This is a genomic window from Neorhizobium sp. T7_12, from assembly GCF_002968535.1.
In the GTDB taxonomy this organism is placed as follows: Bacteria; Pseudomonadota; Alphaproteobacteria; order Rhizobiales; family Rhizobiaceae; genus Neorhizobium; species Neorhizobium tomejilense.
This window is the reverse complement of sequence record NZ_PVBK01000001.1, coordinates 59,312-76,637: the sequence shown is the minus strand read 5'-3', so window position 1 is coordinate 76,637 and position 17,326 is coordinate 59,312. Positions and strand designations below refer to the sequence as shown.

At 63.3% G+C, this 17,326-nt stretch carries 16 protein-coding genes; 2 read left to right on the top strand and 14 right to left on the bottom strand.

Annotated features, from left to right (window positions below; translation table 11 throughout):
* Positions 1–41: 41 nt before the first annotated feature.
* The 10 genes from C5J26_RS00365 to C5J26_RS00320 form a co-directional block, all read right to left on the bottom strand.
* Positions 42–1,685, bottom strand: coding sequence for an ABC transporter substrate-binding protein (locus C5J26_RS00365; RefSeq protein WP_105400051.1), 1,644 nt, complete (start codon positions 1,683–1,685; stop codon positions 42–44).
* Positions 1,686–1,731: 46 nt separating this feature from the next.
* Complete coding sequence (locus tag C5J26_RS00360; protein ID WP_105400050.1) at positions 1,732–2,781, bottom strand: dipeptidase; 1,050 nt, start codon at positions 2,779–2,781, stop codon at positions 1,732–1,734.
* A gap of 92 nt (positions 2,782–2,873) precedes the next feature.
* The gene (locus C5J26_RS00355) at positions 2,874–3,551 is read right to left on the bottom strand and encodes a phosphoribosyltransferase (RefSeq protein ID WP_105400049.1); all 678 of its coding nucleotides are present in this window, start codon (positions 3,549–3,551) and stop codon (positions 2,874–2,876) included.
* 9 nt (positions 3,552–3,560) lie between these two features.
* Positions 3,561–5,348: an adenine deaminase gene (locus C5J26_RS00350; RefSeq protein ID WP_245441011.1), complete on the bottom strand. Its 1,788-nt coding sequence runs from the start codon at positions 5,346–5,348 to the stop codon at positions 3,561–3,563.
* The gene (locus C5J26_RS00345) at positions 5,345–6,286 is read right to left on the bottom strand and encodes a nucleoside hydrolase (RefSeq protein ID WP_105400048.1); all 942 of its coding nucleotides are present in this window, start codon (positions 6,284–6,286) and stop codon (positions 5,345–5,347) included. Before C5J26_RS00345 ends, C5J26_RS00350 begins: the two co-directional genes overlap by 4 nt.
* A gap of 11 nt (positions 6,287–6,297) precedes the next feature.
* On the bottom strand, positions 6,298–7,335 hold the full coding sequence (locus C5J26_RS00340) for an ABC transporter ATP-binding protein (RefSeq protein WP_105400047.1): 1,038 nt from the start codon (positions 7,333–7,335) through the stop codon (positions 6,298–6,300).
* Positions 7,328–8,110 (bottom strand): ABC transporter permease, encoded by a 783-nt coding sequence (locus tag C5J26_RS00335; protein WP_105400046.1) that lies wholly within the window; start codon positions 8,108–8,110, stop codon positions 7,328–7,330. The genes C5J26_RS00340 and C5J26_RS00335 overlap by 8 nt, the downstream gene beginning before the upstream one ends.
* On the bottom strand, positions 8,107–8,949 hold the full coding sequence (locus tag C5J26_RS00330) for an ABC transporter permease (protein ID WP_105400045.1): 843 nt from the start codon (positions 8,947–8,949) through the stop codon (positions 8,107–8,109). Before C5J26_RS00330 ends, C5J26_RS00335 begins: the two co-directional genes overlap by 4 nt.
* A 100-nt stretch (positions 8,950–9,049) precedes the next feature.
* Complete coding sequence (locus tag C5J26_RS00325) at positions 9,050–10,084, bottom strand: PotD/PotF family extracellular solute-binding protein (protein WP_105400044.1); 1,035 nt, start codon at positions 10,082–10,084, stop codon at positions 9,050–9,052.
* Positions 10,081–11,178: a LacI family DNA-binding transcriptional regulator gene (locus C5J26_RS00320; protein ID WP_105400043.1), complete on the bottom strand. Its 1,098-nt coding sequence runs from the start codon at positions 11,176–11,178 to the stop codon at positions 10,081–10,083. The genes C5J26_RS00325 and C5J26_RS00320 overlap by 4 nt, the downstream gene beginning before the upstream one ends.
* 152 nt (positions 11,179–11,330) lie before the next feature.
* Here C5J26_RS00320 and C5J26_RS00315 point away from each other — a divergent pair, with 152 nt between their 5' ends.
* Positions 11,331–12,758, top strand: a complete 1,428-nt coding sequence (locus C5J26_RS00315; protein WP_105400042.1) for an amidase — start codon at positions 11,331–11,333, stop codon at positions 12,756–12,758.
* Positions 12,759–12,833: 75 nt separating this feature from the next.
* Here C5J26_RS00315 and C5J26_RS00310 read toward each other — a convergent pair whose 3' ends face one another.
* Both C5J26_RS00310 and C5J26_RS00305 read right to left on the bottom strand, forming a co-directional pair.
* Positions 12,834–13,775: an IS110 family transposase gene (locus C5J26_RS00310; protein WP_105400041.1), complete on the bottom strand. Its 942-nt coding sequence runs from the start codon at positions 13,773–13,775 to the stop codon at positions 12,834–12,836.
* A gap of 259 nt (positions 13,776–14,034) precedes the next feature.
* A complete protein-coding gene (locus tag C5J26_RS00305) occupies positions 14,035–14,967 on the bottom strand; it encodes a LysR family transcriptional regulator (RefSeq protein WP_105400040.1) in 933 nt (310 codons plus the stop codon).
* Positions 14,968–15,081: 114 nt separating this feature from the next.
* Between C5J26_RS00305 and C5J26_RS00300 the strand changes: the two genes are divergently transcribed.
* Positions 15,082–16,257: an acyl-CoA dehydrogenase gene (locus tag C5J26_RS00300; RefSeq protein WP_105400039.1), complete on the top strand. Its 1,176-nt coding sequence runs from the start codon at positions 15,082–15,084 to the stop codon at positions 16,255–16,257.
* Positions 16,258–16,352: 95 nt separating this feature from the next.
* Here the strand turns inward: C5J26_RS00300 and C5J26_RS00295 are convergent, their stop codons facing one another.
* Together C5J26_RS00295 and C5J26_RS00290 are read right to left on the bottom strand one after the other, a co-directional pair.
* On the bottom strand, positions 16,353–16,835 hold the full coding sequence (locus tag C5J26_RS00295) for an SRPBCC family protein (protein ID WP_105400038.1): 483 nt from the start codon (positions 16,833–16,835) through the stop codon (positions 16,353–16,355).
* 15 nt (positions 16,836–16,850) lie between these two features.
* On the bottom strand, positions 16,851–17,324 hold the full coding sequence (locus C5J26_RS00290; protein ID WP_105400037.1) for a VOC family protein: 474 nt from the start codon (positions 17,322–17,324) through the stop codon (positions 16,851–16,853).
* Between the last annotated feature and the right edge of the window lie 2 nt (positions 17,325–17,326).

Genomic DNA, 17,326 nt, shown 5'->3' with positions numbered 1-17,326 from the left:
TACTGTCGTATCGATCAAGGTCAAGGAAGCGGCCTTTCAGGCTATTCCTTCGACACCGTATAGACGAAGTTCGTATCGAAGCTCGGGCCAAGCTTGAAGTTCTTGAGCTTGGGCGAATAGCCGGCCACTTCCGTCTGCTGGAAGATGAGGACGAACGGGCTCTGCGCCAGAACCTTCCGCTGCAGGTCTTCGTAGATGGTGGCGCGCTTGCCGGCATCCTTTTCGAGCAGCGCACCCTTGGCGGCGTCCGAGAGTTCCTTCGGAACCTCCCAGGCGTTGCGCCAGGCAAGCGTCTTGGTCTTGCCCCCGTCCGAATTGTCGGGGTTGATCGTGAAGGTCTCGGCGTTCGAGTTCGGATCGAAATAATCCGAGCCCCACTGGCCGATATAGATGTCATGCGTGCGGGCACGGAACTTGGTCAGCGTCTGCTTACCGTCGCCAGGAATGATCTCGAGCTTGATGCCGGCTTGCGCCAGCGTCTGCTGCACGCTTTCGGCAATGCCGGTCACCGGCTGCGTATTGCGCACATCCATGCTCACTGTGAAGCCGTCCTTGAAGCCTGCCTTTGCCAGCAACTCCTTGGCCTTCGCCACGTCCAGCTTGTAGGGATTTTCGTTGAGCGCGCCGAGTTGGCCCTTGGGAAGGAAAGTCTGGTGAATCTCGCCGATGCCCTTGATCAGCGTCGCACCGATTGCCTCGTAGTCGACAAGATACTTGAAGGCTTCAACCACTTCCGGCTTGGCCAGGTTCTTGTTCTTTTGGTTGAGGCTGAAGTAATAAACCGTGCCCTTGGGTGCCGACGTGAGCCGGATGCCGTTCTTCTTCTGAACCGCATCGAGATCGCCCGGCTCCAGGTTGCGGGCAACGTCGATATCGCCATTTTCAAGCGCCAGACGCTGGCCCGAGCTTTCCTTCATGTGACGGTAGATAACCCGCTTCAGCTTCGGCTTTTCGCCGTAGTAGTTGGGGTTGGCCTCCATGATGACGGCTTCGTTTGCGCGCCAGGCCATCGTCTTGTAAGGGCCGGAGCCGGCATAGCCGGTCTTCATCCATTCATTGCCGAAATCCGTGTCGTATTTGTAGTCGGCGTTCGGCGTTACCTTCTTGGCATGTTCCATCACGACCTTCTTGTCGACGACGGAAGCGACCGTGGCGGTCAGCACGTTCAGCACGAAGCTCGGGGCATAAGGCTTGTCCACCGTGAACACGAAGGTCGTATCGTCGGTGGCCTTCGCCTTTTCTGTGACATTGTCGCCCGTCAGGCCGAACTGGGTGAGCAGGAAGGCTGGCGACTTGTCGAGCTTGACCGCGCGCTCGAAGGAGTAGGCAACATCGGCGGCAGTGATCGGATTGCCGGACGCGAATTTCAGGCCGGATTTCAGCTTGAACGTGTAGGTGAGGCCGTCGCCGGACGTCGTCCAGCTGTCGGCCAGGTCGCCGATTACCTTGGATGTATCGGCCGGGTCCAGCATGACGAGCTTGCTGTAGCAATTGGCGGTGATCTCGGCGGTCGACAGCTCGAACGCTTCGCCCGGGTCGATCGTGATGATGTCGTCGATCGCGAAGCCTTCGACGAGCGTATCGGCCGGCGTCGCGGCAAAGGCCTGCGGTGCCGCCGACAGCAGCAGCCCGAGTGCGGCGCTGGTGGACAGCACTCGAAGGCTCTTGTTGAGCGAATGGATCATGGTCTGCGTACCCCTGTTTTTGTTTGTTGGACCTTTGGAAAGAAGCCTATTCGTGCCAGGCCTTCCCCAAAACTCTGAGCCAGTTTTCCCGGCATAGCTTTTTCAGCTCTGCGTCAGCGTAGCCCGCTCCCTTGAGCGCCGCAACCAGATTTTGATTGCCCGCAGCATCATGTATTTCTTCGGGAATCGAGGCGCCGTCGAAGTCCGATCCGAGCGCCACGTGATCGATGCCCATGCGTTGCACCATGTGGTCGATATGGCGCACCATGTCCGAAAGCGGCGTGGCGACATTGTCGCGCCCGTCGGGACGCAGCATGGTCACCGCATAGTTGAGACCGACGAGACCGCCGCTCTCCCTGACCGCGTCGAGCTGGCGGTCGGTGAGGTTGCGGGCGACCGGCGTCAGCGCATGCGCGTTCGAATGGCTGGCGATCAGCGGCTGGTCGGAAGTCCTGGCGACATCCCAGAACCCCTTCTCGGTGATGTGGGCGAGATCGATCAGGATGCCGAGCGTGTTGCAGGCCCTGACCAGCTCGAAGCCATGGTCTGTGAGGCCCGGTCCGGTGTCGGGCGACATCGGATAGGCGAAGGGCACGCCGTGGCCGAAGATGTTGTGGCGGCTCCAGACCGGCCCAAGCGAACGCAGGCCGGCGGCATGGAAGACTTCGAGATTGTCGAGATCCGCATCGATCGCCTCGCAGCCTTCCATGTGCATGACGGCGGCGAAACGGCCGGCGTCAATCGCCTTGCGGATGTCGGCGGTCGAACGGCAGAGCTGCCACGCGCCGGCGCGGTCGAGGCGCAGCGCAATCGACGCCATTTCGAGCGCGGTCGTCAGCGACGGAAGATGATCGAGCGGGACGGATAGCGGCGTGACGTAATGGCCGTTCTGATCGGGTTCCTTCAGAACCAGTTCGCCGGACGGGATATAGATGGCGCAGAGACCGCCTGCGAGACCGCCGGCTTTGGCGCGCGGCCCGTCGATATGGCCGCCTGGCGTACCCTTGGCAAATTCCGCAACCGGATCGCCGCCCGCCTTCATGTTCCGCCAGAGCCGCAGGAGCACGTCGTTATGGCCGTCGAACACCAGTTCCATGAAGTTTATTCCCGATTGTCGTGTGAAAGTTCCAAGGTGAGCAATGCGGCGATCCTAGCCCGCCGCTCCTCTTTCGCAAGCCGGAAAACGCGTCAGGCCGTCCAGTTCCCCTCGCCCGCCTTCGTCAGCATCGGGGTCCTGAAAACGCCTGTCACACGCGGCCGCCATTCGGTGCCGAACACATCGAGCTTGTCGTGCCAGCGCTCCGATTGCAGCATGGCCGCACCGATGACCACCGGCTCGATGCTAAGCGAAGCCATCAGCGTCAACCCAGAGACGATCGAGGTGCCGCTGGAAATCACGTCGTCGATAAGCGCCACGCGCCTGCCCTTTATCAGCGGCAGCATCCGCGGATCGGCATAGAGGCGCTTCTGCTGTTCGGGCGTGGTGATCGAGGAGAGCGGCACCGACAGGCTCTCGTCGTACCAGAATTTTCGTGAGGTCCCGAGCGGCACATAACGCAGGTGGCCGAGCGCGCGGGCGACGGCAGCCGCAAGCGTCAGGCCCAAAGTCGGCAGGCCGACGATGACTTCCGGGCGAAAGGCCGCGATCTTCGGCGCAAGGTCGGCGGCCAGCGCGTCCTGCACATCGAAACTTGCCTGGTTGATGATCAGGGAGGCGAGCGCGTGCTCCCCGCCTGCAAGCGGCCGGATCGGCAGCCTGATCTGGCTGCCGTCATCGAGCGTGGCCGGGAAGAAGCCGGAAAACGGCCCCGCCCGATCGAACGATCCTGCCGGATGGACGTCCTGCCAGAAATCATGCGGCTGCATTCGCTTTTCCTATTCGAGAATTTCGAGGATCGGCGATTCCAATAGCGTGCCGGTGGCAACGTCGGCAATGCCGCGATCGGTCTGATGCGGGCCGGGATTGCAGGCAAGGGTCGCGCCGAAACAGGCCTTGAACACGAGATAAGGCGGCTGCCAGTCGACAAGACCATCCATGGCAGTGCGGATTTTCCGGAAACCTTCGGCCACCTCCGCCATCGGCGCCTCCGAGACGAGGCCGGAAAGCGGCAGCGGCAACAGGGTTTCGATCTTGCCGCCGGTTGCCACCGCCATGCCGCCGCCGGCCTCGATCACCGCATTTGCGGCAGCCGCCATGTCGGCCGGGTCGGACCCGAAGACGGTGAGGTTATGGCTGTCATGGGCAAGCGTGGTGGCGAATGCGCCCTTCCACGTGCCCCAGCCGGTCAAGAACCCAAGACGGGTGCGGCTGTCGGCCCGGCCGTGGCGGTGGGTCACGGCGATTAACGTCGTGCCCTCCGGGGGTACCACGTAACCATCAACGACATCCGCATCCGTCTGCCCCCAGTTCGTGAAGCGCGGACGGTCGATCGTCGCGAGCCTGACTTTGCGGCCCTTTGCGGGCAGTTTGAAATCTTCCGCCTGAAGCGGCTTGAGCTTGACCGAATCCTGCAGAACGCAGGGGTCGGTCGCATGGAGTTCGACCGTCATGACGCCGTCACGCGCGATCAGCGTGCCGCTGGCAAAGACATGGCGGGCGCGGAAATCCGTGAGATCCTCGAAGAGGACGATATCGCCTCGCCGACCGGCGGCGATCAGGCCGAGATCGGCGCGGCCGATGCGGACAGAAGCATTGAGCGTCGCCGCCTGCAGCGCCCATTCCGGTTTCATGCCATAACGCACCAGCCGACGCACCACGTCGTCGAGGCCGCCGCCCTGAACGAGATCGTCCGGAAAGACGTCGTCGGTGCAGAGCGTCACCGTCTGCGGCAAACGTCCGAGCGCATTGAGTGCCTCGACGAATTCCGGCAGCAGATGATCATGGGATCCGCGCATCTCGATGGTCAGGCCCGCACGCAGCTTGGCCATCAGGTCGGTGGCGGAGACGAGCTCGTGGTCGGAGGTGATGCCCGACGCCATGAAGGCTGCGAGATCCGGCCCTACGAGGCTGCGGGCATGGCCGCAGACCAGCTTTTCGGACACCAGCGCGGCCTGCACGATGCCGCTCATGCGCGGATCGCGGTCGATGACGCCGCGCATGTTCATGACTTCGGCAAGCCCACCGATCTTCGGCCAGAACAGCATTTCCTCGATCGTCCCCGCGTCGAAATCGGCGCCGGCCATTTCGAGGCCGGGCGCCGACGGCACGCAGGACGGCGCCAGAACGACGGCACGCAGCGGCAGCGGCTTCACCGCTTCGAGCGCCCAGGCCACACCTTCGGTCCCGTGCACATTGCCGAATTCATGCGGGTCCCAGACGACGGTCGTCACACCGCGCGGCAGCACGGCGCCTGCATAGGTCGCCGGCGTCACCATCGAACTTTCGATATGCATATGCGTGTCGATGAGGCCGGGCGAGACGAACGTGCCCGTCGCGTCGATGATCTCGGCCGCATCCGAGCGGGAGCCGGTCTCATGGACGCTGGCGATTACCGGCCCGACGAGGCCGATATCGGCCGGGCGCAGCTCGCCCGTCACCATGTCAACCAGCGTGCCGCCGGATATCAGGATGTCGAACGGAGCATCTCCGCGTGCCGCGGTGACGGCACGGTCACGTAAGCCCGGTTCGGTGAATTCCTGTACGCTCGAGATGATACTCTTCACCAGCTTGCCTCTGCCCGCAGTGTTTCAAGAATGATGGCTCTCGCTTTCCCGACGTCGATATCGACGCCATAGGCCGCATTGAATTCGCCCCTGCCGGTGCGCGTCTCGACAACGGTGCGGCCGCGCGTCAGCGTGCCGGACAGCTCGACATCGATGCGCGCTTCGCGCCAGGTGACATGTTCTGGAAAGGCCAAGGCGACGGCCGCGACCGCATCGTAGAGCGCCATGGCCGGCCGGCCGCGGCTGGTGGCGATCGCCACGAACCCGGCGAGCAGATCGGCAACCAGTTCGGCATTGCGCCCGCCGGCAGCCCGGATCGGCGCGACGTCGTCCGGCGCGCAGAGCACCTTGCGGCAGAGATCGAGATCGACCATCCGCAACGGGATCTTGTGAGCGAGCACGATCGCCAACGCTTCCGGATCGGCAAAGGCGTTGAACTCCGCGGATGCGGTATGATTGCCGGTGGTGACCCCGCCGCCCATCCAGGTGAGATCGGTGATTCTGGCTGCAAGATCCGGCCGGGCGAGCGCCACTGCCGCGATATTGGTGAGCGGTCCAAGCGCCATGATGCGGCGCTCACCCCCCTCTTCACCATCACCTTTGCCCTTTTCGAGCCAGGAACAGAGCGCTTCGAAGGCGTCGGCATGAAACACATCCGGTGCTTCGGGCAAGGCCCGGCCGGCGGTCGGGATGCCGGTCTGGCCCAGGATACCGGTCGCGGTCTCCATTTTTGCGAGCACCGGTGCGGCGCGTCCCGAATGGACCGGGAAGGGCCAGACAAAAGCGGAGGCTGCGCCGGCTGCATTGCGGCGGACATGCTCGATAGCCGCGTTGCCGAAGACCAGCGAAACGCCGTCGACGCCGAGCCCCGCATGCGCTGCGACCATGATCGCAGCGATGTCGTCGAAACCCATGTCCGTGTCGATCCAGATACCCATGTCGGCGGATCCTACACGAATCGCGAGAGCGGCGCGGCCTTTTCGACCGGCAGATCGAAGGCAAGAGCATCGCCCAGCGCATGCGCCGGCTGGCTCGCCTCCACCTCGGCCTTGATCGGACCGAAGGAGCTGTCGAGCAGGTATTCCCGTGCATCGCCGGCAAAGGATGTACCGCGCACGGTGCCCTGGAAAGGACCTGTCCCCAGGGTCACCATACGCGGCCGCCAGGCAAGGCCCGCCGCTGAAGGGGCCCCGCTGGAAACGTCGCCTGAAAGGTCGATGAGACCAGCACTGGTCTTCATCTTTCCGTTTTCGAGCGGGAAAATGTTTTCGAACCCGACGAAGTCCGCGACGAAGGACGATGACGGGCGATTGTAGATGTCTTCCGGCGAACCGATCTGCTCTATCTTACCGCTCTTCATGACCACAATGCGGTCGGCGAGCGCCAAAGCTTCGGCCTGGTCGTGGGTGACGAAGATCATCGTCACGCCGGTTTCCTTCTGCACCCGCTGCAGCTCGGTGCGCATTTCCAGCCGCAGGCGGGCGTCGAGGTTCGACAGCGGCTCGTCGAGCAGCAGCACCTTCGGTTCCATCACCATCGAACGGGCGAGCGCCACGCGCTGCTGCTGGCCGCCGGAAAGTTCGGCCGGCTTGCGGTTGGCGAAGGCCGACAGTCCGACGGATTTCAAGCCGGACTGGACCTTGGTATCGAGTTCGGTGCCGCGCATGCCCTTGAGCTTCAGCCCGAAGGCGACGTTCTCGTAGACCGAGAGATGCGGGAAGAGCGCGTAGGACTGGAACATCAGGCCGACGGCGCGTTTGTTGGCCGGCACCCGCGTAATGTCGGCGCCGTCGAGGCGCACATGGCCGCTCTTCACCGCCAGCAGACCGGCGATCGCCCGCATCGTCGTGGTCTTGCCGCAGCCGGAAGGGCCGAGCAAAGCGATCAGCTCGCCCTTGCGGATATCGAGATCGAGGTTCGCGACGGCAACGGAATCGCCATAGGCGAGCGTCAGCTTTTCGAGCGAGAGATAGGACGCATCAGACATAGCGGGAGAACCCCAGGAAACGTTCGGCAATAAAAACGATGCCGATGGAGAGGAAGGCGAGCAGCGACGAAAGCGCTGCGACGGAGGGATCGAAGACGATTTCCATATAGGCGATCATGTCGACCGGCAGGGTGCGCACGCCTGGCCCCGAGAGGAACAGCGATACCGGCACCTGGTTGAAGCTGGTGACGAAGCCGAGGATGAAGGCCGACATGATGCCGCCGCGGATGTTCGGCATCACCACCCGGAAGAAAGCGCCGAGCCGCGAGGAACCGAGCAGCACCGCCGCTTCCTCGATATCGGAGCGCAGGTTGTCGAGGCTGGCGGAGACGACCCGGACCGCATAGGGCAGGACCAGCGCCGTATGGGCGAGGAACAGCGCCAGCGTGATGCCGACCTGGAACGGCACGACGATGTAGCGCAGCAGCGCCAGGCCGACGATGATGCCCGGCACGATGATCGGCGCCGAGACGACGGTGCGGACGATCTCCGCTCCCGGCAGCTTGTAGCGCGACAGCGCATAGGAGGCCGGAATGCCGAGGACAAGCGCCGCCGCCGTGCCGCCGATCGCCAAAAACAGCGACATGCCGAACGAGGCGCGGAAACTCTCGACCGTGAAGACCTTGGCGATCCAGCGCAGCGAAAATCCCTGCGGCGGGAAGGCAAGCGTCTCGCCCGCCGAGAAGGATGCCGCGACGATGATCAGGAACGGCCCGATCAGGAAGGCGATCACCAGGAGGAGCGTGATCGGAATGAAGAGGCTGCGCAGCGTCATGCCTGGCTCCTCTGCTTGTTGCGCGCCGTGGCGACCCGCTTGAGAAGGATGTTGGCGGCAAAGCTCATGACGATCAGGATAAAGGCAATGACGCTCGCAGCGACGAAATTGTTGGAGACCGCGACCTGCTGGTAGAGCAGCGTTTCCAGCATCAGCACCTTTGAGCCGCCGAGGATGGCGGGGGTGATATAGGCGGTCAGCGAGCCGGTGAAGACCAGCGTGCCGCCGACGACCAGGCCTTCCTTGGTGAGCGGCAGCACGACCTTCCAGAACACCTGGAACCAGTTGGCGCCGAGTACGCGCGCAGCCGGAATGGCATCTTTCGGCATGTTTTCGAGCGCCGAGATCAGCGAGATGATCATCAGCGGCAGGAAGAGCTGTAAGAGGCCGATGAAAATAGCCGTCTCCGAGAACAGGATACGCAGCGGCGCTTCGGTGATGCCGAGCGCCTGGAAAGCCTGATTGACGATGCCGGTGCGGCCGAGGATGACGATCCAGGCATAGGTGCGGGCGACCGGCGAGATCATCAGCGGCAGCACCACGAGGCCTGTGACCTTGCCTTTGGCGCCGGGTTCCAGGCTGACGATCGCGAACGCCGCCGCATAACCGATCACCGCCGAGGCGATGGTAACGAGGGCACCGAGCCGGAGCGTGCGCAGGAAGACCGTCTGGTTCAGCGAGTTGGAGAAGAAATCCGTATAGGCGGAAATCGTCCAGCCGCCGGTCGGCACGCGAAATCCATCCGATAGCAGGATCACCACAGGCACGAGAAACACCGCCGCCGCGAAGATCGCGGCCGGCAGCGCAAGTGCCAGCGCTTCAGCCCTGTTCTGGAACATGGTGGTTCGATCCTGTTCAATGAGTCGGGATGCGGGCAGGCATTCGCGCGCTGCCCGCATCCCTCAGCCTTGGGAGGCTATTCCGTGGTTGCGTTGGCCCTTACTGGCCGACCTTCTCGTTCCAGGTCTTGATCCAGCCGGCACGGTTGTCGAGTGCGACGGCGGACGGGATCAGCTTCAGGCTCTTTGCCGTTTCCTCGCCATAGGTGAGGTTATTGGCAATCGCTTCGGGAAGCTTGACGTCCTTGTTGGACGGGCTGTCGATCAGCTTTTCGGCGAGCTTGGTCTGGACTTCGGTCGAGAGCCAGAAATCCATGAACTGCAGCGCGAGGTCGCGGTTCTTGGAGCCCTTGGTGACCGTCATGACGTTCATGCCGCCCGTCTGGCCTTCCTTCGGTGTGGCCCAGGCGATCGGGAAGCCGAGCTTGGTGAAGGGCGCCCAGGTGAAGCGGCCGATCGGCGCTGCCCAGATTTCTTCCTGCTGCATCAGCTGCACCAGCTGCGACGACTTCTCATAGAAGGTGACGATCTCGCCCTTCTTGGCGCCGACCGCTTCGATCGGGGCCTTCAGGTCCGGCGTATCCTTGGCGAGCGCCAGGCCCAGCATGTAGAGCGCCGGCGGGCCCTGGTTGGTGGTGACGTTCGGCCATGCGACGTGGCTTGCATATTCCGGCTTCAGCAGATCGGCCCAGCTGTCGATCTTCATCTTGTCCGAACGGTAGGCGATCGAGGTTGCATAGAACGTGTAGCCGACGCTCATGCCGTCGCCGTTCGGATTTTTGGCAACGTCATAGAGCTTGCTGAAGTTCGAGAGCTTGGAGGTATCGATCTTGTCGGTCAGGCCGGCGCGCGAGGCGGCGAGCGCATCCGCCATCGAGATGACGGCCATGTCGACGACCGGGTTAGCCTTGTTGGCCTCCATCTTGGCGAGGCGCTCGACGCTGTTGCCGGTCTCGACGACCAGCTTGCAGCCGCAGATCTTCTGGAAGGGATCGTAGACGATCTGCTTGTATTCGTCCTGGGCCAACGCATAGACGGAAATCGTCAGCGTCTTTTCCTGGGCGAAGGCCGGGGTCTGCGCGGCACCCATGGTGAGCATCAGGGCGGTGCCCGACGCAAGAATGACCTTGTTCATGATGTGATTTCTCCTGCTGTCGGCTTGTTGGGGGTTGGGGCATGCAAATTCGGAGTGCGACCGGTCTGCGGGGCGGCCGTCGACTGGCGCACGATGAGCTGCATCGGGACGCGATCCGTCTCGGAGGTAACGTTGCCGGTCGAAACCTCCTCGGCTCCGTTCTCGGTCTCTCCCTCGGGCTCGATCGCGCGGATCAGCGCGGCAATCGCCAGATCGGCGATCGTCGCCATGTCCATGCGTACCGTGGTGAGCGCCGGCGTGACCACCGCCGACCAGATGAGGTCGTCGAAACCGGTGACGCTGACCGTTTCCGGCACGCCGATGCCGGCGCGCTGCAGCTCCGTCAGCGCCCGAAGCGCCGAAAGGTCGGAGACGGCTGCAAAGGCCGTAAAACCCGCCCTGGCCTTGTCCGCCAGACCGAGCGGGCAGCCTTCGCCCGAAACCGCCTCGACTTTCTCGATCCACATCGTATCGCATTCGACCTGCGCACCGAGGCCGGCTTTCAGCCCGCCGATACGGTCGTTCTGCACGTTCGAGGAGGCGCTGGTGCCGATCAGCAGCACCTTGCGATGGCCGAGCTCCGCAAGATGGCGGCCCATCTGGCTGCCGCCGTCCCAATGGTCGGCCGAAACGGTATTGCCGGGCGTTGAGGGCGTATCGATGACGGCAACGGGACAGCCGACATCGGCGATCCGCGTGCCGCGCCGGGGAACGATGACCATGCCGTCGACGCCGCGTTCCAGAAGCCGCCCGATCGCCTCGGTCTGCGCCGCGATATCGCCGCGGGAGTCGGCGATGAGCACGCCGTAGCCGGCATTCGCGGCGGCGTTCTCGATCGCCTGGGCAATCTGCGGGAAGAGCGGGTTGGCGATATCCGGGAGGACAAGGCCGAGCACGCCGGTGCGGCCGGTGCGCAGCGCCCGGGCGGTCAGGCTCGGCACATAACCGAGCTCGCTTGCCTTGGCCCGAACCTTCTCGATAAGCTCCGGAGACACCCGTCCCTTGCCGGAAAGCGCATTCGACACGGTCGCCGCCGACACGCCAAGGGCGGCAGCGATGGCGCTCATGTTCGGTCCGGGACGGGGTGAAGCCATATCATGCTCTGATTAAACGTTTAAGCACGAATACTTTGATCAACGACCTTTGTCGAGTCGTTTGTAAATGCCAGTCCGGATATCCCCACATGCGGGCTTGACTTCCCCGCCCCGACCTGTGGAAATCCTCGGATATCCATGAGGAAACAGTGATGCAGGGCGACGAGATAACCGGCCTTTCCGCGACAGCACTTTCGCAAGCGATCCACGATGGCCGGGCCTCCTGCGCCGGAGTGATGACGGCCTATCTCGAACGGATCGACAGGCTCAATCCCGCAATCAACGCGATCGTCAGCCTGCGCAGCCGGGAAGAGCTTCTGACCGAAGCCACGGAACGCGACGCAGAGCTTGCCTCTGGCAAATCGCACGGCTGGATGCAGGGAATGCCGATCGCCATCAAGGATCTCTGCGAAGTGAAGGGCATCCGCTGCACCTATGGCTCGCCGATCTTTGCCGATTTCGTGCCTGAGAAGGACGAGGTGATAGTCGAGCGCATTCGCGCGGCCGGCGCGATCATCATCGGCAAGACCAACACACCGGAACAGGGGCTCGGCTCGCAGAGCTACAATCCGGTGCACGGTGTCACCAGGAACCCCTACGACCTGACCAAGACGGTCGGCGGTTCGAGCGGCGGCGCGGCGGCGGCCCTTTCGGCACACCTCCTGCCGGTCGCGGATGGCGGAGACATGATGGGCTCGCTGCGCAACCCCGCGGCCTTCAACAATGTCGTCGGTTTTCGCCCGAGTTTCGGCCGTGTCCCCTCCTCCCTGAAGCTCGAGAACTTCATGGGCCAGCTCTCCGTCCTTGGACCGATGGGCCGCACGGTGCGCGATATTGCCGCCCTGCTTTCGACCCAGGCCGGTTACGATCCGCGCGATCCGCTATCCCTGCCGACCGAGGACCTGACGCCGCAGGACGGCCGCGACTTTTCAGGCGCCCGCATCGCCTGGCTCGGCGACCTCGGCGGTTACCTGCCGTTCGAACCCGGCGTGCTGGAGCTCTGCCGCGCGACGCTTCCGGTTTTCGAACGGATCGGCTGCACGGTGGACAGGTTTGCTCCGGACTTCGACATGGACGACCTCTGGCTCTCCTGGACGACGCTGCGCAGCTGGCTGACCGCAAGCGGCATGCGCGACAACTACGACGATCCGGAAAAGCGCGCCAAGATGAAGCCCGAGATCATCTGGGAAATCGAGCGCGGGCTCGACATGACGGCGCGCGAGGTGCATTTCGCCTCGAAACGCCGCAGCGCCTGGTATCAATACCTGCTGACCGTGTTCGACCGGTACGACTACCTGATCCTGCCGTCCGCCCAGGTCTTCCCCTTCGATGCCGAAACCCATTGGCCGAAGGAGATCGGCGGCCGGACGATGGACACCTATCACCGCTGGATGGAAGTGGTGGTCCCCGCCTCGATGGCCGGCCTGCCGGTCGCCGCCATGCCCGCCGGCTTTGGCGCCAACGGCCTGCCCGCCGGCATCCAGATCATCGGCCGGCCGCGCGCCGACAAGGCGGTGCTGGAGATTGCGCTGGCTTATGAGGCTGCGACCGATTGGTTGGACATGCGGCCGAGGCTTTAACGAGGGTGCGCGGCGTTTTTAACCCTCCCCCTTGTGGGGAGGGTGGCCGGCAGGCGGGAGCGACTGTCTTGCCGGTCAAGCGTTTTGCCATGGTTTATTGTCCCGGATGATGGCGTTGAGGATTGTGAGGAGCTTTCGCATGGTCGCGACGATGGCGACGATCCTGGGTTTGCCGGCGGCGACCAGACGGTCGCGGAATGCCTTGAGTATCGGGTTGTGGCGGCTGGCGACGAGAGCCGCCATGAACAGTGCCGCCCGCACCTTGCCTCTGCCGCCGCCGATGAAGCTCTTGCCCTTCCATTGGCCCGATTGCCGCGTCCAGGGCGCAAGCCCCGCCAGCGCGGCGATCTGCCGTCGGTCCAGGCCTCCGAGTTCCGGCATCTCGGCCAGAAGCGTGCGGGCCGTCGCCGGTCCCACGCCCGGGACCGAGACCAGCAGCCTCTCGCCCACCCGCCATAAAGGCGACTTGCGGATATGCTCGACGAGATCGGCATCCAGGCTGTCCAGCTCGCGCCGCAGGGCCGCCAGCAGCCGCTTGATGCTCTTCTGCGCCTGCGTCTCCACAACCATGCGCAACCGGTTTTGTTCGGCCACGATCATCTGCACGATCTGCCGCCGGCGATCGACAAGCGCCGAAAGCGCCTGGGTTTCGGCATCCCGCAGGGGGCGGATTTCCGGCCGCGTCGCAGCCACGAAGGCCGCAATGACTTCAGCATCGATCGGATCGGTCTTGGCACGGCGGCCGATCGCGTTGGCGTATGCGCGCACCTGTGCCGGATTGACCACGATGACCGCAAACCCGGCAGACGACAGCCCTGCCGCCGCCAGCATCTCGAAGCCGCCGGTTGCCTCCAGCGCCACCACGCAGCTTGCCTCCGCGCCATGCGTCGCCTTCAGGCGCCCGATCAGGTCGTCGAGGCCGGCATGGCTGTTCTCGACGAAGAATGCCGTGCCGAGCGGCGCGATCGAGATGTCCAGTCGCTCCTTCGAAACGTCGATGCCAACGATGATATCCATCTTTTCCCATCCTTGCCTAAACGGGCTTTGCCTTCGCAAGCGGCCCTGGCGACTGTTTGGGTTCGATGGAACGACGGATGGAGACCCAGGCTCCCGCACGGGCTTGATGTCCCTGAGGGGAAACGATCTTCCATCCGCCACCGCATCTGGCAGTAAATCGTCAAAAGCGGATGAGGGAAAGTTACAAGGGGTTTTAATGCTGGATGAAGTCCCCTCCCCAACCCCTCCCCACAAGGGGGAGGGGCTTCACGCACCCGCTCTACCAGCCCACAACCTCTTCCCGATACCGCCCGACCTCCTCGATCAGCCACGCCCGAAAAGCCACCACCGGCCGAAAATCGACCTTGCTGAGCGGCGCCACCGCATAATAGGCGCTGGGGCTCGTCACCTGATGCGGAAAGGCCTCGACGAGCTGGCCGCTCGCCAGTTCCGAGTCGATCAGGAAAAGCGGCATCAACGCAACGCCGAGGCCCGCGATGCAGGCCTGGGCGACGTTGCCGAACTGTTCGAAGCGCATGCCCTGTGACGGCGTTCCGCTGATGCCGAGGCTTTCGAACCAGTGGTTCCAGGCGCCCGGCCGCGAGGCCATGTGAAGCAGCGGCAGGCGCATCAGGTCCTCGGCCTTTTTGATCGGGTGCAAAGCGAGGAATGCCGGCGATGAGACCGGCGCCACCATTTCCTCCATCAGGAAGGTGCATTCCGCGCCCGGCCAGTCCGGCCCCTTTTCACCCCTGGGCCCTATGTGGATCGCCATGTCGATGCCGTCGCGATCGAAATCGAAGACCCCGATGCGGGTGGCGAAATTGAGCGTGATCTCCGGATGCCTTGCGACGAATTGCGGGATGCGCGGCATCAGCCAACGGGTACCGAAAGTCGGCAGGATCGCGAGGTTGAGCTGATCGCTATGCCGTTTGGTCATGACCTGCAATGAAGCTGAACGGATCTGCGACAGTGCGTTCGCAACCACCTTGGCGTATTCCGCCCCCGCCGAAGTGAGGCTGACGCCGCGGCTGGTGCGGTCGAAAAGCTGGATCCCCAACTGCTCCTCCAGGCCGGAAACCTGCCGGCTGATCGCCCCTTGCGTCAGCGACAGCTCTTCCGCCGCGCCTGAGAAACTGCCGAGCCGGGCGACGGAATCGAAGGCCGCGAGCGCGGAGGTGGAGGGGAGCAGTTTTCGCGAGAGGCTGACCATTGCCTATTACTATAGATCATGGCTTGATGAGTAAACGGTGCTTGCTCTCGGGCGCCGTGCTGGCGATAATTCTTTAAACTTCAATTTGCCAGATTTCAAACCGGAGGCAGACCCTTGGCTTTTTCCTGGAACGATCCCTTTCTTCTCGAAGAGCAGCTGACCGACGAGGAGCGGATGATCCGTGACGCGGCTGCCGCCTTCGCCAAGGCCGAACTCCTGCCGCGCGTCCAGGAGGCCTATCTCGACGAGACGACCGACAAGGGCCTCTTCAAGCTGATGGGCCAGACCGGCCTGCTCGGTGTGACCCTGCCGGAAGAATATGGCGCAGCCAACGCCTCCTACGTGGCCTACGGCCTCGTCGCCCGCGAGATCGAACGTATCGACAGCGGCTACCGCTCGATGATGAGCGTGCAGTCCTCGCTGGTCATCTATCCGATCTTCGCCTACGGCTCCGACGAGCAGAAAAAGAAGTATCTGCCCGGCCTCGTCTCCGGCGAACTGATCGGCTGTTTCGGCCTGACCGAGCCGGATGCCGGCTCAGATCCGGGCGGCATGAAGACCCGCGCCGAAAAGATCGAAGGCGGTTACCGCCTGCGCGGTTCGAAGATGTGGATTTCCAACGCACCGATCGCCGACGTCTTCGTCGTCTGGGCAAAATCGGAAGCCCATAACAACGAGATCCGCGGCTTCGTGCTCGAAAAGGGCATGAAGGGCCTCTCGGCGCCGAAGATCGGCGGCAAGCTGTCGCTGCGCGCCTCGATCACCGGCGAGATCGTCATGGACGGCGTCGAAGTCGGCGAGGATGCGATCCTGCCGAACGTTTCTGGCCTCAAGGGTCCCTTCGGCTGCCTCAACCGCGCCCGCTACGGCATCTCCTGGGGCGTCATGGGTGCGGCGGAAGACTGCTGGTTCCGTGCCCGCCAGTACGGTCTCGACAGAAAACAGTTCGGCAAGCCGCTTGCCGGCATGCAGCTCTACCAGAAGAAGCTCGCCGACATGCAGACCGAAATCACCCTTGGCCTGCAGGCTTCGCTCCGCGTTGGCCAGTTGATGGACCAGCACAAGATGGCCCCTGAAATGATCTCTATCGTCAAGCGTAACAATTGCGGCAAGGCGCTGGATATCGCGAGGCAAGCCCGCGACATGCACGGCGGCAACGGCATCCAGATCGAGTATCACGTCATGCGCCATTCGCAGAACCTGGAGACGGTCAACACCTATGAAGGCACGCATGACGTCCACGCGCTGATCCTGGGCCGAGCTCAGACCGGTATCCAGGCATTCTTCTGACCCCAGGCGAATAGGCTTATCCGATAAAAGCCCGGCCGCTTCCAGCGCGCCGGGCTTTTATATCTTGGCATTTCAGCCGAATGGCGGTCGCGGGTTCACACGCGCGCGCCCAGGGTGACGAGAAGTTCATCCAGCTGTCCGAACTGTTCGGGCATCGCACCTTCCATGCCGGCGCAGGATTCGTCGGCCGCTTCCTTGGAAGGATAAAGTTCATGCAGGACCAGCAGCGTCCTGCCGCCTTCCTCCTCCTCGAAGGTGACCGTGGTGACGGAGCCGTTTTCGCTTTCGTCATTGGTCCAGACGAGGCGCGAGGGCGGCGATACTTCAAGATATTTTCCGAAGAAGGTCATGGAGCTTGCGGCGTCATGTCCGAACGTGACGCTATAGCCCCTTCCGGCGCGGGCATCCATCTCGCAGGCGAGAAGCGGGACGCCGCTGGACTTGGGCGCCCACCACAGCTTGAACAATTCGGGCTTGGTCCATGCGTCGAATACGAGGCGGACCGGGGCGTTGAAACTGCGCGTCACGACGACTTCGCGCTCCGATTTCCGTTCGACCGCCGTGCTGCCATTGCTCACGTTTGGTTGCCTCCCCTAGCCACGCCGGGCAGCTTCGATTGCCGCGACGTCGATCTTCTTCATGGTCATCATCGCCTCGAAGGCACGTTTCGCCTCTCCGCCGCCGACAGCCAGGGCTTCAATGAGGACACGTGGCGTGATCTGCCAGGAGATACCCCATCTATCCTTGCACCAGCTGCATTCGCTTTCCTGACCGCCGTTACCGACGATGGCGTTCCAGTAGCGATCGGTCTCTTCCTGGTCTTCGGTCGAGATCTGGAAGGAAAACGCTTCGTTGTGCTTGAAGGTCGGGCCGCCGTTCAGGCCGATGCATGCCACTCCGGCAACGGTGAATTCCACCACCAGCACATCCCCCTGCTTGCCGTCCGGGTAATCGCCGGGCGCGCGCATTACGGCGCCGACCGCGCTATCCGGAAAAGTCTCAGCATAGAAGCGGGCGGCCTCCTCGGCGTCCTTGTCGAACCATAAGCAGATCGTGTTCTTCGCCATTG

What these genes read in the sequence shown, in the direction of transcription:
- C5J26_RS00365 (WP_105400051.1), bottom strand. Translation starts at nt 1,685, where the DNA reads ATGATCCATTCGCTCAACAAGAGCCTTCGAGTGCTGTCCACCAGCGCC.
- C5J26_RS00360 (WP_105400050.1), bottom strand. Translation starts at nt 2,781, where the DNA reads ATGGAACTGGTGTTCGACGGCCATAACGACGTGCTCCTGCGGCTCTGG.
- C5J26_RS00355 (WP_105400049.1), bottom strand. Translation starts at nt 3,551, where the DNA reads ATGCAGCCGCATGATTTCTGGCAGGACGTCCATCCGGCAGGATCGTTC.
- C5J26_RS00345 (WP_105400048.1), bottom strand. Translation starts at nt 6,286, where the DNA reads ATGGGTATCTGGATCGACACGGACATGGGTTTCGACGACATCGCTGCG.
- C5J26_RS00340 (WP_105400047.1), bottom strand. Translation starts at nt 7,335, where the DNA reads ATGTCTGATGCGTCCTATCTCTCGCTCGAAAAGCTGACGCTCGCCTAT.
- C5J26_RS00335 (WP_105400046.1), bottom strand. Translation starts at nt 8,110, where the DNA reads ATGACGCTGCGCAGCCTCTTCATTCCGATCACGCTCCTCCTGGTGATC.
- C5J26_RS00330 (WP_105400045.1), bottom strand. Translation starts at nt 8,949, where the DNA reads ATGTTCCAGAACAGGGCTGAAGCGCTGGCACTTGCGCTGCCGGCCGCG.
- C5J26_RS00325 (WP_105400044.1), bottom strand. Translation starts at nt 10,084, where the DNA reads ATGAACAAGGTCATTCTTGCGTCGGGCACCGCCCTGATGCTCACCATG.
- C5J26_RS00320 (WP_105400043.1), bottom strand. Translation starts at nt 11,178, where the DNA reads ATGGCTTCACCCCGTCCCGGACCGAACATGAGCGCCATCGCTGCCGCC.
- C5J26_RS00315 (WP_105400042.1), top strand. Translation starts at nt 11,331, where the DNA reads ATGCAGGGCGACGAGATAACCGGCCTTTCCGCGACAGCACTTTCGCAA.
- C5J26_RS00310 (WP_105400041.1), bottom strand. Translation starts at nt 13,775, where the DNA reads ATGGATATCATCGTTGGCATCGACGTTTCGAAGGAGCGACTGGACATC.
- C5J26_RS00305 (WP_105400040.1), bottom strand. Translation starts at nt 14,967, where the DNA reads ATGGTCAGCCTCTCGCGAAAACTGCTCCCCTCCACCTCCGCGCTCGCG.
- C5J26_RS00290 (WP_105400037.1), bottom strand. Translation starts at nt 17,324, where the DNA reads ATGGCGAAGAACACGATCTGCTTATGGTTCGACAAGGACGCCGAGGAG.